This window comes from Nocardia ninae NBRC 108245 (genome assembly GCF_007990755.1).
Classification (GTDB): domain Bacteria; phylum Actinomycetota; class Actinomycetes; order Mycobacteriales; family Mycobacteriaceae; genus Nocardia; species Nocardia ninae.
Genome location: NZ_BJXA01000004.1, coordinates 62,210 through 79,883, shown reverse-complemented (window position 1 = coordinate 79,883; position 17,674 = coordinate 62,210). Strand labels below are relative to the sequence as shown.

Here is a 17,674-nt window from a genome sequence, read left to right as displayed (position 1 = left end):
GGACACAATCGAGCGGAACGAGTACGTGGACGGTCCCGCCCCGACCGCATCGTCGGACTCGTTTCGCGAACTATCCTTCACCACAATACTTTTGAAGGCGCCCCCGGACAGCGAAGTATACGAAAGTGTTCGTACTCCGCAGCGGTCGAGGCTGGGGTCAGTACGGCCAACTCCAGTCGGCGACCTCGGGAATGTCCTCGCCGTGCTCGCGGGTCCAGGCCCGCGCCTCCCAGCGTGCGTCCACCATTTCCTGACGCAACCCGGCGGCCCGCTCGCCGAGGCTCGGCACCCGATCGATGACGTCCATCACCAGGTGATATCGATCCAGATCGTTGAGCATCACCATGTCGAACGGTGTGGTGGTGGTGCCGCGTTCCTTGTAGCCGCGCACGTGCAGCCCGTCGTGGTTGGCCCGCCGGTAGGTGAGCCGGTGCACCAGCCACGGGTAGCCGTGGAACGCGAAGATCACCGGCCGGTCATGGGTGAACAACGTGTCGAACTCGCTGTCGGGCAACCCATGTGGGTGTTCGTCCTGCGGTTGCAGCCGCATCAGATCGACCACGTTGACCACCCGCACCCGCAGGGCGGGCAGCCGATCCCGCAGAATCGCCGCCGCCGCAAGGGTTTCCAGTGTCGGCACGTCACCGGCGCAGGCCAGCACGACATCCGGGACGGTGCCGAGGTCGTCGTTGTGCCCCGCCCAGTCCCAGATCCCGATGCCGCGGGCACAGTGCTCGGCCGCGTCGGTCACCGAAAGCCAATCCGCCTGCGGCTGTTTGCCCGCCACCACCACGTTGACGTAGTGCCGGGACCGCAGGCAGTGGTCGTAGGAGGACAACAGCGTGTTGGCGTCCGGCGGCAGATAGACCCGCACGATCGAGGGCTTCTTGTTGAGCACCACGTCGAGGAAGCCGGGGTCCTGATGGGTGAACCCGTTGTGGTCCTGCCGCCAAACATGTGAGGACAGTAGATAATTGAGGCTCGCGATGGGCCGCCGCCACGGCACCCCCGCGCTGGCGTCGAGCCACTTGGCATGCTGGTTGAACATGGCGTCGACAATGTGGATGAACGCCTCGTAGCAGGTGAACACCCCGTGCCTGCCGGTGAGCAGATAGCCCTCCAGCAGCCCCTGGCACATGTGCTCGGACAGCACCTCGATCACCCGTCCGGTGCGGTCGAGTTTCTCGTCGTACTCACCGATCTCGGCCTGCCAGTTGCGGCCGGTCACCTCCAGGATGTCCTGGAGCCGGTTGCTGGCCAGCTCGTCGGGGGCGAAGGTGATGAAATTGTCCGGGTTGTTCCGGGTGACCTCGCGCAACCACGCGCCGAGCACCCTGGTCGCCTCGTGCGAAGACCCACCCGGCGTGGCGACTTCGACCCCGAAATCGCGCCAATCCGGCAGGTTCAGATCACGAACGAGCATGCCGCCGTTGGCAATCGGATTGGCGCTCATCCGCTGGTCGCCCTCGGGCACCTGGTCGAGCAGCTCCGATACCGGCCTGCCCAGCTCGTCGAACAACTCCTCCGGGCGATAGGACCGCAGCCACTGCTCCAGCACCGCTCGATGGCCCGCGTCCGAACGCGCCCCTGGCAGCGGCACCTGATGTGCGCGGAACGTGCCCTCGACCGGATCGCCGTCCACCACGGGCGGACAGGTCCAGCCCTTCGGGGTGCGCAACACGATCATCGGCCACACCGGGCGCGCACCATCGCTGCCGCCGCGCGCGGCACGCTGGATCTGCGCGATGCGTTCCATGCAGGTGTCCACCGCGACGGCCATCGCCTGGTGCACCGCGGTGGGGTCGCTGCCCGAGACGACGATCGCCTCGTAGCCGTACCCGCGCATCAGCGAAACCAGCTCCTGCTCCGGAATGCGCGCCAGGATGGTCGGATTGGCGATCTTGTACTGGTTCAGCGCGAGGATCGGCAGCACCGCACCGTCGCGCGCCGGGTTGAGGAACTTGTTGGCGTGCCAGCTGCCGGCCAGCGGCCCGGTCTCCGCCTCGCCGTCACCGATCACGCAGAACACCGTCAGGTCCGGGTTGTCCAGCGCCGCGCCGAAGGCATGCAGCAGGGAGTAGCCGAGTTCGCCACCCTCGTGGAACGAGCCGGGCGTCTCCGGCGCGCAATGGCTGGGCACTCCGCCGGGAAAGGAGAACTGTGCGAACAGCGCGCCCATGCCCGCGGCGTCCTGCGGAATATGGCTGTACAGCTCGGAGTACGTGCCCTCCAACCAGCCGCAGGCGTTCGGCCCAGGCCCGCCGTGCCCGGGTCCCGCCACGAAGACCGCGTTCAGCCCGCGCTGCCGGATCGCCCGATTGGCATGCACCCACACCAGATTCAAACCGGGCACGGTGCCGAAGTGCCCGAGCAGTCGCGGTTTGATGTGTTCGGCCTGTAGCGGCTCCCGCAGCAGCGGATTGGCCATCAGATAGATCTGCCCGACGGCGAGGTAGTTCGCGGCTCGCCACCACGCGTCGATCGAGGTCAGTTCGTCGCGGTCCAGCGGGCCCGCGATATCCGTCAGCCGATAGGGCTGCGGGGCGACGCTCTCGCCGCCCGCGCTGCCGACATTGTCGGCCGAGGTATCGCCACCCGCGCTCGCCATGTGGGTCATGCGCCGACTCTCCTCGTCGTAGGGGGAGATTCCACTTGTCAGCGTAACGGCAGTCCGACGCGCGCCGGGCGACTCGGACATTCGCCGCGAGGATGGTCTAGGGTCCGCCGCATGCACACACTCGGCAGGATCATCGGGATCGGCACCATGGCCGCGGCAGCGTTCACTCTGGTCGCCTGTGGGTCGGACGACAAGGCGTCCTCTACTCCTTCCACTACCGCCCCCGCGAAGAGCCTCTCCCCGACGGCACCGGCTGCGCCGACCCAGAGCAAGGGCCGGGAATGCACCGCGGAGGACATCGGCGTGAGCGGCGACTTCGGTTCCGCACCGAAGATCACCATCCCGGACAACTGCGATCCGCCCAAGACGCTGATCACCAAGGATTTGATCCAGGGCAGCGGCCCCGGCGCCGCCTCCGGCCAGCCGCTCACCATGAACTACGCGCTCGTCACCTGGTCGAACAAGCAGAAGAAGGACAGCTCGTTCGACCGCGGCACCCCCTTCCAGCTCACCCTCGGCGGCGGCCAGGTCATCCAGGGCTGGGACGAGGGACTGGTCGGCGTGCAGGAGGGCACCCGCAGGCTGCTGATCGTGCCGCCGGACCTCGGCTACGGCGCGGGCGGTCGCGGTATCGCGCCGAACGAGACGCTGGTCTTCGTCACCGACGCGGTATCGGTGGGGAAGTAGCGGCCCGAAAAGCGGCCGAGTGCAGCCCGCCCCGGCCGGTCAACTAACCTGGTCGGGATGCGTACGCCGCGTCCCTCGCCAGCCCGGTGGGTGCCGGGGTCCCGGTAGAAGTCCGGGACAACGGGGGATCGCGTCTCAACCAGAACAGACGACGAACAAGGAGCATGTCCGTGAAGAGCACCGTCGAGCAGCTGAGCCCGACCCGGGTCCGGATCAATGTCGAGGTGCCCTTCGAGGAACTGAAGCCGGACTTCGACCGCGCGTACAAGGCACTCGCCAAGCAGGTCAAGATCCCCGGCTTCCGTCCGGGCAAGGCGCCGGCCAAGTTGCTCGAGGCGCGTCTGGGCCGCGGCGCGGTGCTGGAGCAGGTCGTCAACGACGTGCTGCCCGGCCGCTACAGCGAGGCCGTCACCGCCGCCGACGTGAAGGTCATCGGCCAGCCCGAGATCGAGATCACGAAGATCGAGGACGGCGAGGAGCTCGCGTTCACCGCCGAGGTCGACGTGCGCCCGGAGATCACGCTGCCGGAGTACGAGAACATCGCGGTGACCGTCGACGCCTTCACCATCGGCGACGAGGACATCGAGGAGCAGCTGCAGTCGCTGCGCCAGCGCTTCGGCACCCTCACCGGTGTCGAGCGCCCGGTCCAGGACGGCGACTTCGTCTCGATCGACCTGTCGGCGACCGTCGACGGCGAGGACGTGCCCGAGGCGGCCACCACCGGCCTGTCCCACGAGGTCGGCTCCGGCCAGCTCATCGAGGGCCTCGACGAGGCGCTGATCGGCCTGACCGCCGGTGAGTCCAAGGACTTCACCTCGACCCTGGTGGCCGGCGAGCACGCGGGCAAGGAAGCCGTCATCAAGGTCACCGTGCAGTCGGTCAAGGAGCGCGAGCTGCCCGAGGCCGACGACGACTTCGCCCAGCTGGCAAGCGAATTCGACACCCTCGACGAGCTGAAGGAAGACCTGCGCAACCGGGTCGAGCGCAGCAAGAAGGTGCAGCAGGCCGGCGAGATCCGGGACAAGGTGCTGGAGACCCTGCTCGAGCAGGTCGAGGTGCCGCTCCCCGAGGCGGTCGTGCAGGCCGAGATCGACGCCGTCACCCACGACGCGGTGCACGGCTTCGACCACGACGAGGCCAAGCTCGCCGAGGCACTGGAGGCCCAGGGCTCCAGCCGTGAAGAGTTCGACAAGGACGCCAAGGAGTCCGCCGAGAAGTCGGTGCGCACCCAGCTGCTGCTGGACGCCATCGCCGAGGCAGAGAACACCCAGGTCGGCCAGGAAGAGCTCACCGAGCGGATCCTGTTCCAGTCGCAGCGCTACGGCCTGGCGCCGGAGCAGTTCATCCAGCAGGTGCAGCAGGCCGGCCAGCTCGGCGCGATCTTCGCCGACGTCCGGCGCGGCAAGGCCCTTGCGGGTGTTGTCGGCAAGGTCAAGGTCACCGACTCCGCGGGCAACGTGGTGGACACCGCCGAAATGTTCGGTGCCCCTGAGGATTCCGCCCCCGAGGTCGAGGCCGAAGGCGTGGCCGAGGTCGAGTCGACCGAGACCGCCGCGGCGAAGGCTGAATAAGTGCAGAAAGCGCAGCTGAGCGCTAGCGAAGTTGCGCTGTAAGCGAAGAAGGGCGGTACCGGGAGTTCGGTGCCGCCCTGCTTCGTTAATGTTTGTGACAACGAACCAGAGATGGCCGTCGGCCAACGAGCCGGTAAGAAAAGGCAGGTATCCGTGACAGTCAATCAGGCAGGGGTCGTCATGACATCCCCGACTGCTGGTCTCAACCTCAGCGATTCGGTGTACGAGCGACTGCTTCGCGAGCGCATCATCTTCCTCGGCACCCAGGTCGACGACGACATCGCGAACAAGATCTGCGCGCAGATCCTGCTGCTCTCGGCGGAGGATGCGTCCAAGGACATCAAGCTCTACATCAACTCGCCCGGTGGTTCGGTGACCGCCGGTATGGCCATCTACGACACCATGCAGTTCGCCGAGTGCGATATCGCCACCTTCGGCATGGGCCTGGCCGCGTCGATGGGGCAGTTCCTGCTCACCGCAGGCACCAAGGGCAAGCGCCACGCACTGCCGCACGCGCGGATCATGATGCACCAGCCGTCGGCGGGCATCGGTGGTTCCGCCGCCGACATCGCGATCATGGCCGAGCAGTTCGCGCACACCAAGCGCGAGCTCAACGAGCTGCAGGCGCTGCACACGGGCAAGTCCGTGGAACAGGTCACCATCGACGCCGACCGCGACCGCTGGTTCACCGCCAAGCAGGCGCTCGAGTACGGCTTCATCGATCACGTGATCGGCCATGCGAACCAGGCCAACGGCGCAGGCAACTAGGCGCCATCCGGACTCTTTCGTCCGTTCAGCGCATCAGCCGCTTTCCCACACAGACTTTGGAGACGAAGATGGCCAACCAGTTTGACCCACGCGCAGGCCTCGGCGGTATGGCACCGCAGGGCGTCCAGTCGCGCTACATCCTGCCGTCGTTCATCGAGCACTCGAGCTTCGGCGTCAAGGAATCCAACCCGTACAACAAGCTGTTCGAGGAGCGCATCATCTTCCTCGGCGTGCAGGTGGACGACGCCTCGGCGAACGATGTCATGGCGCAGCTGCTCGTGCTGGAGTCGCTCGACCCCGACCGTGACATCACCATGTACATCAACTCGCCCGGTGGCTCGTTCACCTCGCTGATGGCCATCTACGACACCATGCAGTACGTGCGTGCCGATGTCGCGACCGTCTGCCTCGGCCAGGCCGCCTCGGCCGCCGCCGTGCTGCTCGCCGCCGGTACCCCCGGCAAGCGCGCCTGCCTGCCCAACGCCCGCGTGCTGATCCACCAGCCGTCGCTCGAGGGTGGCATCCAGGGTCAGGTGTCGGATCTGGAGATCCAGGCCGCCGAGATCGAGCGCATGCGTCGCCTGATGGAGACCACGCTGGCTCGCCACACCGGTAAGGACGCGGATCAGATCCGCAAGGACACCGACCGCGACAAGATCCTCACGGCCGAAGACGCCAAGGAATACGGGATCATCGACCAGGTGTTCGATTACCGCAAGCTCAGCGCGCAGAAGAAGTGATCGCGTCGTGCGAATCGCCGACCCCGGCGGCGATTCGCTCGTAAATTGCTGTACCCCAGGGATTTCCGGCCGGGAAGTGCGCCAAGTGGCGTGCTACCCGGCCGGACTGCTCCAGTGACACGGCAGGCCCGGAAACACTCGGGTCCGCAGCCCCGATGAAACAAGCGGCTGACGCACAAAATGGCTGCTGAACGGACGTAACGTGCTCCGGTGTCGTGAGAACTCGCACAACCCGGCGGAGAAACATGCTCGAGTTGTCGACCTCCGTCGCACACACCAGGTACGGTCAACCTAGGGACCTTTGCTCCCGGTTGACAGCACTGCCTCACCCACCGGAATCGGTCGATGCGTTTGCGATCACAGCCGGTGGCGCGGACAAGCAAGGCGGCAGATAGCTGGCAACCTGGACGGACGGTTGCACGCGGACAAGGAAGTAGGGACCCACGAGATGGCGCGCATCGGAGATGGCGGCGATCTGCTCAAGTGCTCGTTCTGCGGAAAGAGCCAGAAGCAGGTCAAGAAGCTCATTGCGGGACCAGGGGTGTACATCTGCGACGAGTGCATCGATCTATGCAACGAGATCATCGAGGAGGAGCTCGCCGAGTCCAGCGAGGTCAAGCTCGATGAGTTGCCCAAGCCCGCGGAGATCCGGGACTTCCTGGAGAACTACGTGATCGGGCAGGACACCGCCAAGCGCACTCTCGCGGTGGCCGTCTACAACCATTACAAGCGCATCCAGGCCGGCGACAAGGGCCGCGACAGCCGCGGCGAGGTCGTCGAGCTGACCAAGTCGAACATCCTCATGCTCGGCCCCACCGGCTGCGGCAAGACCTACCTCGCGCAGACGCTGGCCAAGATGCTCAACGTCCCGTTCGCCATCGCCGACGCGACAGCGCTGACGGAGGCCGGGTATGTCGGCGAGGATGTCGAGAACATCCTGCTCAAGCTGATCCAGGCTGCGGATTACGACGTGAAGCGCGCCGAGACCGGCATCATCTACATCGACGAGGTCGACAAGATCGCCCGCAAGAGCGAGAACCCGTCGATCACCCGCGATGTCTCCGGCGAGGGCGTGCAGCAGGCGCTGCTGAAGATCCTGGAGGGCACCCAGGCGAGCGTGCCGCCGCAGGGTGGGCGCAAGCACCCGCACCAGGAGTTCATCCAGATCGACACCACCAACGTGCTGTTCATAGTGGCGGGCGCGTTCGCGGGTCTGGAGCGGATCGTCTCCGAGCGCACCGGCCATCGCGGCATCGGGTTCGGCTCCGAGGTCCGGTCCAAGTCCGAGATCGACACCGCCGATCACTTCGCCGAGGTGATGCCGGAGGATCTGATCAAGTTCGGCCTGATCCCCGAGTTCATCGGCCGGCTGCCGGTCGTCGCCTCGGTGACCAACCTGGACAAGGAATCGCTGGTCAAGATCCTCTCCGAACCGAAGAACGCGCTGGTCAAGCAGTACGTCCGGCTGTTCGAGATGGACGGGGTCGACCTCGAGTTCACCACCGACGCCCTCGAGGCGATCGCCGACCAGGCGATCCTGCGCGGCACGGGTGCTCGTGGCCTGCGCGCCATCATGGAGGAAGTCCTGCTGCCGGTGATGTACGACATCCCCAGTCGCGACGACGTCGCCAAGGTGGTCGTCGACTCCGACACCGTCACCGAGAACGTGCTGCCGACCATCGTGCCGCGCAAGGCGCAGCGGGCCGAACGCCGGGAGAAGTCGGCGTAGTCCGCTCGATAGAGCTGAGAGAAGCCATCGCGCAGTGCGCGGTGGCTTCTTTCGTTCCAGCAGGAAATAAATCTGCACCGATGAGGTGTAGATCGGGTGTGGAATGGGTAACCGACGTTCAGGGTTGAGCGAACAGCCTAGTTCTGGTGCTCATTGTCAGCCCGGGACGCAACGCATTGCCGGCAACAGACGTCAATTGCCGTGCGCGACAGGACCGAGATCCGCATGTCGTCAACTCTTGCTACTCCTGCAAGCCCCGCAACCACCACGTCGAGACCCGACCCTATGGCGAGTCGAGGTGTGGCACCGAGTCGAGCAGTGTTGCCGAGTCGTACCGAACCGGAAGCTCGACTGCATGTTTCCGTGACCGCGCCGAGCGATACCGTCACGCTGTGCGCCGTCGCAGGTGAAGTGGATTTCTATACTGCGGACCAGTTCCGGTCCCAACTGATCGGCTCGCTGAATACGGCCGCACCGCTGGTGGTCGTCGATCTATCCCAGGTGACGTTCTTCGGCATCGTCGGCCTGCATGTGCTGATCGAGGCGCGTACCTGGGCTGAGCACACCGACCGCCGGGTTCGCCTGGTCACCGGCCCGCGCTGCGTTGACCGACTGCTGGCGGTCGCCGGCGATTTCGTCGCTTTCGACACCGCGGCCAACCTCGCCGAAGCGCTGCTCGGCGCCGCCTAGCTATCGAGACACGGCGGCGGTCACTACGATTCGATCATGTTTGCCCGCCGCCGCCTCGAGCGGAAGATTGATGCGCTGCACTTCAAAACGGACCTGATCCTCCAGCATCTGGGGATCCAGGGGCTGCCGCCCATGCCCGCCGAACCAGTGCGGGTCGCGCCCACTCATGCTCGACCCGCATCCTTCAGCTTCGCTGAGATCGACGCACTTCTGGCTGATGGCAAGAAGATTCATGCGATCAAGCGGTATCGAGAGCTGACCGGCTGTGGCCTCAAGGAAGCCAAGGACGCTGTCGAGCAGCGCTATCCGTACTGACTGCGCGGAGGCTAACTCAGCTGCCGCGCAAGTGAACTGAGCTGACGCGCAGGCGACGGCCGCCGCGGTGATACTCGCTACAGCGGCACCGGCCGCTCGTGCACCACATGTTTCATCACCAGTGTCGACGTCAAATGCTGTACACCGGGCAGTGTGGCCAGCTTCTCGTCGTAAAGCTGTTGGAACGCAGGCAGATCCGCCGCGACGATGCGCAGCAGAAAATCCGGATCCCCGAACAGTCGTTGCGCCTGCAACACAGGCGGTATCTCCGCGACGGCCTGTTCGAACGCGGCCACCGTCGTGCGATCCTCCTGGCGCATGGTGACGAAAACCAGCGCCTCGAACGTCAACCCGACGGCCGCCGCGTCGACCAGTGCGCGGTAACCACGGATCACACCCGTTCGTTCCAACTCCCGCAGCCGACGGTGACACGGCGACAGGCTCAGCCGTACCCGGGCGGCGAGTTCGGTGATCGTCAAACGCCCGTTCTGCTGGAGTTCGGCAAGAATCTTCCGGTCCACGCGATCCATGCAGAAGATCCTTCCACACACAGCCGCTCAGCTGCGAAAACTTGGAATCATCTCCCGGTCGATCCCGCCTATTCTTCCTGCGGGTATTCAATCGAAGGGAGCAGCTCCGCATGGCAGTCGGGTACATCGCCGCGTTCTGGACCGTCTCGGTCCTGCTGATCCTCGTGCCCGGCGCGGACTGGGCCTACGCGATCGCCGCAGGTCTGCGTGAACGCTCGGTGCTGCCCGCAGTCGGGGGACTGCTCCTCGGTTACGTCGCACTGACCGCGGTCGTCGCGGCCGGTGTCGCCGCGGTCGTCGACCGCAATCCCGTGGTGCTGACCGCCCTTACCGTCTTCGGCGGCCTCTACCTGATGTGGCTCGGCGGAACGACCCTCGCCACCGCCGGCACTCCCGCCGCCCTCCCGGAGCAGACGAACCCCGCCCCCTGGGGCGCCAGCGTACTGCGCGGCATCGGCATCAGCGGCCTCAACCCCAAAGCCATCCTCCTCTTCCTCGCCCTGCTCCCACAGTTCACCGACCGCACCGGCTCCTGGCCGCTAGCCGCCCAAATCGGCACCCTCGGCCTCATCCACACCCTCAGCTGCGCCGCCATCTACCTCTGCGTCGGCACCCTCGCCCGCACCGTCCTCCGCGCCCGCCCCACCGCAGCCCGCCTCGTCACGCGCATCTCCGGCATAGCCATGATCATCATCGGCACCCTCCTCCTGCTGGAACGCCTGCTGTGAGCTGCGCCGAGTGGGTTCAGCGGGGCGGCGGAAAGTCACCGATAGATTTTGTTAACGGATTGTGGGGGAGGGGCGATGTACTGGTTGTGGGGTTTCTTTCGGTGTCCCTCGCTGCCGCGGATATCGCGGGTTCCGACTGTGTCGGCGGCGTTGCGGGCGCTCCGGGTTTCCTCCGGTAGGTAAAGGGTCGCGGGTGACAACACCTGCAGGCATCCGCGGTTCGTGCGATCCCTGCCCCGAGGTTGGCTTCGACGGCAACCTTGGGGCAGTTTCATGTCCCGGTCAGCCCGGCTGGCACGGTGTGTCGAGCGCGGGGATTCGCCCGTGGACGAGATAGTCCACCGCGATGGTGCGGGCGCACGAACTGGTGCCGGGGATCGCGGCGGGAAATCCCTTGGGTCGTTGCGGCAGCACGAGGTGACCGGGCGTGCCGACCACCGTGATCAGCCGTGCGGTGGGGATCAGCGCGCGGACGGCGTGGGCACCCGAGATCGGCGTCACCGGGTCCCTCTCATTGGCGATCAGCACTGCGGAGTCGATCTTGTCGTAGCCCAGCGGACTTGTGCCCGTATGGGATTCGGGCCAGAACGCGCACGCGGCGGTGAAGTTCATCCCGAGGTAGGTCAACGGCGCGCGAGCGGCGAGTTGTCGTGCGGTGTCGACGATGTGGTCGAGGTCGTGGCTCCATGCGTCGATATTGCAGTTGCGAGCGGTCCACCAGCCGACGCGTGAACCGGCGGCCAAGACGTCCTGGGCGAGCTCCTCCAGTAGTCGCGGGACCCGAAATGCCGTGGCGGCGTTGAGCTGTGCGGCAGGCGTGGGATTGTCGACGCCGGTGCGCAAGGTCAGGAGTTTGCGTTCCAGCGCCTCATAGGGGCTGTTGTCGACGCCGAAAAAGAGGGTGTTGAGGTCGTTGCCGCTGAAGGTTCGATCGAGCGGCAGCGGGATCGGGTGTGCGGTGAGGTCGCCGCGCAGCTTTCGCAGCGCCGTGAGAACTGCGTCGGCGCTGTCGCCGAATACTGTGCCGCGTGCGGCTAGCCACGGTGCGAACCGCTGCTCGATCACGTTCTGCTGGCGCAGGACTCGTTCGGCGTAGGCTGCCGCGCTGGACACGGTCGGGTCGACTACCGAGTCGAGGACCACGCGGTCGAGGCGGTCGGGGAAGGTTCGGGCCAGTTCGGCTCCGAGCAGGGTGCCCTGGGAAACGCCGAGGTAGCTCCAGGTCGGCGTGCCCAAGAGTTCGCGTACCAGGTCCAGATCCCGGACGGTCTGCCAGTACGTGATGGTTCCGGAGGTACCGGCCGGGGTGCGATCGACACATGAGCGCACCCAATCGCGGGCCTGCCCCAGTTGGAGTCGCACCGATTCGGTCGAGAAGTTCAGCATGTCGGTGCGGTCGTTGCGGCCGGTGCCGAGCAAAAGGGGATCGCCCGAAACGTTTGCGTCGCAGACCTGGTCGGTGCTGGACAGGCGGGTGCCGCGCGGATCGAAGCCCAGCAGGTCGTAGGTGTCCAGCAGTTCGGGAATCGCGGCCGCCCACTCGGCCGGGTTGATCAACGAACCGGCCCCCGGACCGCCCGGGCTGGTCAGCAACTGACGCGGTCGGCCTGCTGGCTGTCGGGCGGGTAGTCGTGAGATCTCGAAGGTCGCGACCGGACCGGCGTCGGGTTGCGTCCAATCCAGTGGGGTGCGGACCGTCGCGCAATCGAGCCCGACGAGCAGGGGAGCGCGAACACCGGCCTCCGGATTGCCGTTCGCTGCGGCGATCAACCCGGCCTCGGTGCACGGCTTCCAGTCCAAGCGCTGATTGGCAATCGCCGCAGGGATCTGTGGTGCGCCAGTGGGGTATTCGGCAAATCGTGCCGGTGCCGGTTGGAATTCGAGATTGTATGAGCCGCTGTCCGCCGAGGTGTGCCCGGCCGCGAGCGACAGGACAACCGCCAGCAGTGGCAGCATGATGACAGGTCGCCGTGTTCGGCGCATAGTATCCCCCTCCGCCCCAAATGGGCCGGGCGCCAGTCTAATCAGAGATCGGCCTGGCTCGCGTCCGATGGTCCCACGAGTTCGGCCGGCATGTGATCGTCGCCTCGACTGGCAATTCCGAGAACCCGACGCTCGCATTACGCTGTAGTGCAACGGTTTCGACCGACAGCAGGGTCCTCATGGAACAGCTTCCGTCCATCCTCAGTGCGATTGCCGCCACCTTGGCGGCGATCCTGTCGTTCGGAACGCTGTACGTCACCGGTCGACGTGAACATCGCCGCTGGCTGCGGGACTCCCTGGTGGAGGCCTACGTGGAGTACGTCGAGGCGAGCTTCGCCACGCGCTCCCCGCGGACGCTGGAACTACGTGCGGCGGACGACCACGCCGGACTGGTCGAGCAGAAGGAGAGTTCGGACGCCGCCTGCAGGCGCGCGATGACGAGCCTCACCAGACTGCGTCTGATCGCACCCCGCGAGGTCGTTGCCGCCGCCGAGCAACTGCATTTTGCCGATGTCGATGCGATGACCGTGGCGTTCAACGGCCCGGTGCCACCGGACGAAACGTGGCACGTCGCGCGCCGACACCAGCAGGAGTGCCGAGACCGGTTCATCGGCGAGGTCCGCAAATCGCTGGGCGTGGGGAAACCGGCGGACATCAGTCCCGGCAGGGCGTGGCGGTACAGCCCCCGATCCCTGAGCCAGTAGACGCGCAGTCGACACCGAAGACAGCGGACCGATCCTGTCCGCTAGCGCTGTCAGGATGGCGGCATGAACGCAGACGAACTCGACTGGAACCAGACGCTGCGCGAGCAGTGGGAGTTCCACTGGAACCATCAGATCCGCGCCCGGCTCGAAGGCCTCACCGATGACGAGTATTTCTGGTCACCGGTCCCGAACGCGTGGAGCGTGCGACCGCGCGGCACCTCGACGGCGCCCGTGCAGGCCGGTGCCGGAGATTTCACGATCGACTACGCCTTCCCCGAGCCGACCCCCGCACCGTTCACCGCGATCGCCTGGCGGCTCGGTCACGTCATCGTCGGCGTGCTCGCCGCACGTAACGCGGCACACTTCGGCGCACCGGCGGCGTCCTACGAGAGCTGGGACTACGCGGGCACCGCGGCCACCGCGCTCGACCAACTCGAAACCCAGCTCGACACCTGGTTGACCGGAGTGCACAGCCTCGGTGCGGACGGGCTCCGCGTCCCGGTCGGCGAGAAGGAGCCTTACCCGGAGCTGCCCATGGCCGCTCTGGTGCTGCACGTCCACCGCGAACTGATCCATCACCTGTCCGAGGTCTGCTTGCTACGCGACCTCTACCTGCACACCAAAACCGCCACCGGATAACTACGCTGAACCTCCCACGCGACGGACAGGAGGCGGCGGTGGCCGAAACGACGGTAGCCGAGGTGCTGGCCGAGCTGTCCGCGCTCGAGGATCCGCGAGCACGCGCGGTGAACGAGAAGCACGGTGACGACCACGGTGTGAATCTCAGCAAGCTGCGCGCGCTCGCGAAGCAGCTGAAAACGCAGCAGGATCTGGCGCGCGAGCTCTGGGCGACCGACGACACGGCCGCAAAACTACTGGCGACCTTGATCTGCCGCCCGAAAGCCTTCGACCGCGCCGAGCTGGACACTATGGTGCGCCAGGCGCGCACACCCAAGGTGCACGACTGGCTTGTGAACTACGTCGTGAAGAAGAACCCACACGCCGAAGAACTGCGCCTGGCCTGGCTCGCCGACCCTGAGCCCGTGGTCGCGAGCGCGGGCTGGGCGCTCACCACCGAACGTGTCGCCAAGCAACCCGATGGTATCGACCTCGCTGGGCTGCTCGACGTCATCGATGCGGAGATGAAGGATGCCCCGGATCGCTTGCAGTGGGCGATGAACCACTGCCTCGCGCAGATCGGCATCGAGCACGCCGAGTATCGGGCCCGCGCCCTCGACATCGGCGAACGCCTTCAGGTGTTGAAGGACTACCCGACTCCACCGAACTGCACGTCCCCGTTCGCGCCGACCTGGATCACGGAAATGGTGCGCAGGCAGGAGAAGTAGCGAGCCGCAGCGACGACAACTGTCCTGCACCCGGCCCGCTGGCGATCGAGCCGAAATTTCGGCATCACCGCTGGTGAAGGGTAATAATCTTCGAGTGACCGAGACTGTTGCATCTACTACCAACGGCCAGCCGAGTCTGGAGCAGATTGCCGCAAGCAGCCCGTACCTGATCGGTAGCTTCCGATTCTGGTTCGCCGACCAACGCTGGGAATGGTCCGACCAGGTCGCCCAACTCCACGGCTACGAACCCGGCACCGTCACCCCGACCACCGAACTGCTGCTCGCACACAAACACCCAGACGACCGCGACACCGTCGCGGAAACCCTCGCCGTCGCGGTCCGTCACGGCGACCCGTTCTGCTCGCGGCACCGCATCATCGACACCGCCGGGACCATGCATCACGTCCTCGTCGTCGGCGACCGCCTGCACGACGACACCGGCGCCACCGTCGGGTCCATCGGCTACTACATCGACCTGACCGACCGCCTCGACCAGAACCACCGCGAAGCTCTCGACACCAGTCTGCCCGAGGTTGTCGAAGCACGTGCGGTGATCGAGCAGGCCAAGGGCGTGCTGATGTTCGTCTACGGCATCAACGCCGAGCAAGCCTTCCGCGTCCTGCAGTGGCGCTCCCAGGAAACCAACACCAAACTCCGCACCCTGGCCACCAAACTCATCGCCGTCATCAACGGGTTCAATGGAGCACCGGTCAAGGTGCGTGCCCAGTTCGACCACCTGCTCCTGACCGTGCACGAACAACCCGACCCGCCAACCGATCCCGAATAGCCGGGCCGGCAGCCCTCCCGCTTGCCTGCGCCCTCCGTCTAACGCCTACCGCGATGCGTCAGTCCCGCTACCACCCGAAAAGCTCTGTTGGACAAGCGATCACGAGGAACTGGTGGTGTTGCCTCTCGGCCGATGCCACCATGATTTCCTCGTGATCAACTGACCAACGATCGTGCGGTAGCGGCAGCGCTGGCGCACAACCCTATGCGTGCGGGCGCACAGGTGCGCCCTCGTCATCCTGTGGGTCGCGGTGAACGCCGCGTCGGAGGTGCACGTACCGGCGCGCGCGACAGTTGCGGTTGGGGGTTCGGGGTTGGCACTATTGCGGCAGCATGCCGGATTTCGATTGTGTTCGGGACAGCCTGGAGGGTTTGTCCGTTGGTGATGCGCTGGGTGCGCAGTTCTTTGTGCCCGGTCGGTCTGTCAGTGAATTGATTGCCGGGCGACCGCCGGCGGGGCCGTGGGAATGGACCGACGATACCGAGATGGCCTGTTCGGTGTACTCGGAAATCTGTCGCCTTGGGCGGGTTGATCAGGATGCGCTCGCAGCGGTGTTTGCTGATCGGTGTGAGCCGTATCGGGGCTACGGTGGGGGCACAGTTGTTGTGCTGCATGAGATTCGGGATGGGCGGCCGTGGCGGGAAGCGGCTGGGGCCGGTTTCGGTGGACGCGGGTCCTGGGGGAATGGGGCTGCGATGCGGGTGGCTCCGCTCGGGGTGTACTTCGCTGAAGATCTGGATCGTGCGGCGGGGGAGGCGGCGTTGTCCGCGGAGGTGACGCATCGGCATCCGGAGGCGATCGTGGGGGCGATGGTGGTTGCGGTCGCGGCCGGTCATGCTGCGGTGACTCGTGGGAAAGGTTGTGCGCCAGACGAATTGCTGGAGGCGGTCGAGCCGTATCTGGTAGACGGGCGGACGGCGGATGGTGTGCGGCGCGCGCGGAAGCTGTTGGGGCGGTCGGTGGCCGAAGCGGCGTATGAGCTCGGGAATGGTGCGGAGGTCAGTGCGCAGGACACGGTGCCGTTCACGTTGTGGGTGGCCGCTAGCTTTCTCGGTGACTATCCGGGGGCTGTCACCGCGTGTGTGGCGGCTGGTGGGGATGTGGACACTACGGCCGCGATCGTTGGGGGGATTGTGGCGGCACACACGGGGGTGGGGCGGCGAGGGGAGATGCGCGGGGTGCCGGAGGAGTGGTTGGCGGCGCGTGAGCCGCTGCCTACTTGGGTGGCAGAGTGACGCAAATGTGAAGCGCCCTCGGAGATTTCACTGAGCGATCCGAGGGCTGGTCACTGGACGCGTTCAGAGCTGAGGGTGATCGAACTCCCCATCGACGACTCCGGTGGTAAAAGCGTTCCACTCGCCGAGGGTGAAGGTCAGGGCGGAACCGTTGGGGTTCTTGGAGTCTCGGACACCGACCATGCCGTCGGCGAGGAAGGCGACTTCTACGCATTCGCCTTGTGCCTCGCTGCGGCTGCTCTTGAACCAGCGAGTACTAGTAAGGTCGGCACTCACGCTAGATACTCCCTTGCTATCTGCCGGAGCAGATTCCTGCTGTGTTCAGCGTCCAACGCTGCCCGCCGAATGATCTCGTACGATCGATCGTAGCGTTCTACGTCTTCAGGCTCCTCGAGGTAAAGGTTGCCGACAGAGCTGCCTTCGATGAAGACGACCGGTGGCTCCGTGGGCTCGCCGGTTGCGGTCTTGCCGAAGTCCAGGATGACGAATGGTCCCAACGACATTCCGGCGGGGAACCCCGCTCGGAACGGGAGAACACGCACCGTGACGTTGGGTCTCGTGCTGACGTCGGCCAATCTCCGGAGTTGTGCGGCCATGACGTTCGGGCCGCCGTTCATGCGGCGTGCAACTGCTTCGCCGATGACCACGTCGACGGTGGTGGGGCGGTTTTTGCGGGTGACGATGTTCTGCCGCTGCATCTTCAGCTCGACCCATCGGTCTTCTTCGGCCCGAACGGCGTCTGGGCGAACGAGACGAAACAAGGCGCGAACGTAGTCAGCTGTTTGGAAGAGGCCAGGCACCAATTCGGGCTGATGTGAGCACAACTTGACGGCCGCTGATTCCAGTCCGACATACACATCGAAGTCTTTCGGAATGAGGTCGCCGTACGCGTGCCACCAACTTTTGACGCTGGCCTGCCGGGCTAGCCCGGTCAGCGCGTCCGCCAGTTCGTTCGGCACCCCGTACAGATCGCACGCCGCCTGGATGTCGCGGACTTTGATCCGACTGTTCTGTCCGCGTTCCAGCCGTTGCAGGCTGCTCGATCCCATCTCCAGTAGCTCAGCGGCTTTCTGCTGGCTCATTCCCGCGCGACTGCGCCACTCCGTCAGATATCGACCGAGTTGCCTTCGCGGCAGGGTAGATCCGGTTTCCGGCATGAAGTCCTCCCCACTTCGGGCGGGCCGTTCGACCCGCATCGGGTAGATCATGGCAACTGCCGCGGGAGGTTTGCTGGGGATTCGGGG

Annotated in this window: 18 protein-coding genes; 13 read left to right on the top strand and 5 right to left on the bottom strand. The window is 65.7% G+C overall.

Features of this window, described 5'->3' with window-relative positions; all coding sequences use genetic code 11:
• Nucleotides 1-157: 157 nt before the first annotated feature.
• Nucleotides 158-2,617 carry a phosphoketolase family protein gene (locus NN4_RS05500; protein ID WP_222594990.1) on the bottom strand — a complete coding sequence of 820 codons (2,460 nt, stop codon included), beginning with the start codon at nt 2,615-2,617 and terminating at the stop codon, nt 158-160.
• A gap of 111 nt (nt 2,618-2,728) precedes the next feature.
• Here NN4_RS05500 and NN4_RS05495 point away from each other — a divergent pair, with 111 nt between their 5' ends.
• The 7 genes from NN4_RS05495 to NN4_RS05465 all read left to right on the top strand — a co-directional run bounded on the left by NN4_RS05495 (nt 2,729) and on the right by NN4_RS05465 (nt 9,117).
• On the top strand, nt 2,729-3,304 hold the full coding sequence (locus NN4_RS05495) for an FKBP-type peptidyl-prolyl cis-trans isomerase (protein WP_147128860.1): 576 nt from the start codon (nt 2,729-2,731) through the stop codon (nt 3,302-3,304).
• Between the two features lie 170 nt (nt 3,305-3,474).
• A complete protein-coding gene (gene tig, locus NN4_RS05490) occupies nt 3,475-4,875 on the top strand; it encodes a trigger factor (RefSeq protein WP_147128859.1) in 1,401 nt (466 codons plus the stop codon).
• A gap of 180 nt (nt 4,876-5,055) precedes the next feature.
• Entirely contained in the window at nt 5,056-5,643 is a 588-nt protein-coding gene (locus tag NN4_RS05485) for an ATP-dependent Clp protease proteolytic subunit (RefSeq protein WP_107654765.1), read from the top strand.
• Between the two features lie 68 nt (nt 5,644-5,711).
• Entirely contained in the window at nt 5,712-6,383 is a 672-nt protein-coding gene (locus tag NN4_RS05480) for an ATP-dependent Clp protease proteolytic subunit (protein WP_107654766.1), read from the top strand.
• Between the two features lie 448 nt (nt 6,384-6,831).
• Nucleotides 6,832-8,112: an ATP-dependent Clp protease ATP-binding subunit ClpX gene (gene clpX, locus NN4_RS05475; RefSeq protein ID WP_107654767.1), complete on the top strand. Its 1,281-nt coding sequence runs from the start codon at nt 6,832-6,834 to the stop codon at nt 8,110-8,112.
• A 363-nt stretch (nt 8,113-8,475) separates the two neighbouring features.
• Entirely contained in the window at nt 8,476-8,802 is a 327-nt protein-coding gene (locus NN4_RS05470) for an STAS domain-containing protein (RefSeq protein WP_246180722.1), read from the top strand.
• 36 nt (nt 8,803-8,838) lie between these two features.
• The gene (locus NN4_RS05465; RefSeq protein ID WP_147128858.1) at nt 8,839-9,117 is read left to right on the top strand and encodes a ribosomal protein bL12; all 279 of its coding nucleotides are present in this window, start codon (nt 8,839-8,841) and stop codon (nt 9,115-9,117) included.
• A gap of 77 nt (nt 9,118-9,194) precedes the next feature.
• Here NN4_RS05465 and NN4_RS05460 read toward each other — a convergent pair whose 3' ends face one another.
• Nucleotides 9,195-9,647: an Lrp/AsnC family transcriptional regulator gene (locus tag NN4_RS05460; protein ID WP_147128857.1), complete on the bottom strand. Its 453-nt coding sequence runs from the start codon at nt 9,645-9,647 to the stop codon at nt 9,195-9,197.
• Nucleotides 9,648-9,757: 110 nt separating this feature from the next.
• Here NN4_RS05460 and NN4_RS05455 point away from each other — a divergent pair, with 110 nt between their 5' ends.
• Complete coding sequence (locus NN4_RS05455; protein WP_147128856.1) at nt 9,758-10,375, top strand: LysE family translocator; 618 nt, start codon at nt 9,758-9,760, stop codon at nt 10,373-10,375.
• Between the two features lie 282 nt (nt 10,376-10,657).
• On the opposite strand, the gene NN4_RS05450 is transcribed toward NN4_RS05455, so the two are convergent.
• A complete protein-coding gene (locus NN4_RS05450) occupies nt 10,658-12,358 on the bottom strand; it encodes an alpha/beta fold hydrolase (RefSeq protein WP_186818278.1) in 1,701 nt (566 codons plus the stop codon).
• 179 nt (nt 12,359-12,537) lie between these two features.
• On the opposite strand from NN4_RS05450, the gene NN4_RS05445 reads away from it, so the two are divergent.
• The 5 genes from NN4_RS05445 (at nt 12,538) to NN4_RS05425 (ending at nt 16,430) form a co-directional block, all read left to right on the top strand.
• Complete coding sequence (locus NN4_RS05445) at nt 12,538-13,062, top strand: hypothetical protein (RefSeq protein ID WP_147128854.1); 525 nt, start codon at nt 12,538-12,540, stop codon at nt 13,060-13,062.
• Between the two features lie 63 nt (nt 13,063-13,125).
• Nucleotides 13,126-13,701, top strand: coding sequence for a DinB family protein (locus NN4_RS05440; RefSeq protein ID WP_147128853.1), 576 nt, complete (start codon nt 13,126-13,128; stop codon nt 13,699-13,701).
• Between the two features lie 38 nt (nt 13,702-13,739).
• Nucleotides 13,740-14,408 (top strand): DNA alkylation repair protein, encoded by a 669-nt coding sequence (locus tag NN4_RS05435; RefSeq protein ID WP_147128852.1) that lies wholly within the window; start codon nt 13,740-13,742, stop codon nt 14,406-14,408.
• Between the two features lie 94 nt (nt 14,409-14,502).
• Nucleotides 14,503-15,195 carry a PAS and ANTAR domain-containing protein gene (locus tag NN4_RS05430; protein WP_186818277.1) on the top strand — a complete coding sequence of 231 codons (693 nt, stop codon included), beginning with the start codon at nt 14,503-14,505 and terminating at the stop codon, nt 15,193-15,195.
• Between the two features lie 332 nt (nt 15,196-15,527).
• Complete coding sequence (locus NN4_RS05425; RefSeq protein WP_147128850.1) at nt 15,528-16,430, top strand: ADP-ribosylglycohydrolase family protein; 903 nt, start codon at nt 15,528-15,530, stop codon at nt 16,428-16,430.
• A gap of 63 nt (nt 16,431-16,493) precedes the next feature.
• Here the strand turns inward: NN4_RS05425 and NN4_RS05420 are convergent, their stop codons facing one another.
• Entirely contained in the window at nt 16,494-16,706 is a 213-nt protein-coding gene (locus NN4_RS05420) for a DUF397 domain-containing protein (RefSeq protein WP_147128849.1), read from the bottom strand.
• The gene (locus tag NN4_RS05415) at nt 16,703-17,587 is read right to left on the bottom strand and encodes a helix-turn-helix domain-containing protein (protein WP_147128848.1); all 885 of its coding nucleotides are present in this window, start codon (nt 17,585-17,587) and stop codon (nt 16,703-16,705) included. The genes NN4_RS05420 and NN4_RS05415 overlap by 4 nt, the downstream gene beginning before the upstream one ends.
• Between the last annotated feature and the right edge of the window lie 87 nt (nt 17,588-17,674).

Excerpts from the sequence above, each read along its gene's own strand:
- NN4_RS05500 (WP_222594990.1), bottom strand. The coding sequence starts at position 2,617 with ATGACCCACATGGCGAGCGCGGGTGGCGATACCTCGGCCGACAATGTC.
- NN4_RS05495 (WP_147128860.1), top strand. The coding sequence starts at position 2,729 with ATGCACACACTCGGCAGGATCATCGGGATCGGCACCATGGCCGCGGCA.
- NN4_RS05485 (WP_107654765.1), top strand. The coding sequence starts at position 5,056 with ATGACATCCCCGACTGCTGGTCTCAACCTCAGCGATTCGGTGTACGAG.
- NN4_RS05480 (WP_107654766.1), top strand. The coding sequence starts at position 5,712 with ATGGCCAACCAGTTTGACCCACGCGCAGGCCTCGGCGGTATGGCACCG.
- clpX (WP_107654767.1), top strand. The coding sequence starts at position 6,832 with ATGGCGCGCATCGGAGATGGCGGCGATCTGCTCAAGTGCTCGTTCTGC.
- NN4_RS05465 (WP_147128858.1), top strand. The coding sequence starts at position 8,839 with ATGTTTGCCCGCCGCCGCCTCGAGCGGAAGATTGATGCGCTGCACTTC.
- NN4_RS05460 (WP_147128857.1), bottom strand. The coding sequence starts at position 9,647 with ATGGATCGCGTGGACCGGAAGATTCTTGCCGAACTCCAGCAGAACGGG.
- NN4_RS05455 (WP_147128856.1), top strand. The coding sequence starts at position 9,758 with ATGGCAGTCGGGTACATCGCCGCGTTCTGGACCGTCTCGGTCCTGCTG.
- NN4_RS05450 (WP_186818278.1), bottom strand. The coding sequence starts at position 12,358 with ATGCGCCGAACACGGCGACCTGTCATCATGCTGCCACTGCTGGCGGTT.
- NN4_RS05445 (WP_147128854.1), top strand. The coding sequence starts at position 12,538 with ATGGAACAGCTTCCGTCCATCCTCAGTGCGATTGCCGCCACCTTGGCG.
- NN4_RS05440 (WP_147128853.1), top strand. The coding sequence starts at position 13,126 with ATGAACGCAGACGAACTCGACTGGAACCAGACGCTGCGCGAGCAGTGG.
- NN4_RS05425 (WP_147128850.1), top strand. The coding sequence starts at position 15,528 with ATGCCGGATTTCGATTGTGTTCGGGACAGCCTGGAGGGTTTGTCCGTT.
- NN4_RS05415 (WP_147128848.1), bottom strand. The coding sequence starts at position 17,587 with ATGCCGGAAACCGGATCTACCCTGCCGCGAAGGCAACTCGGTCGATAT.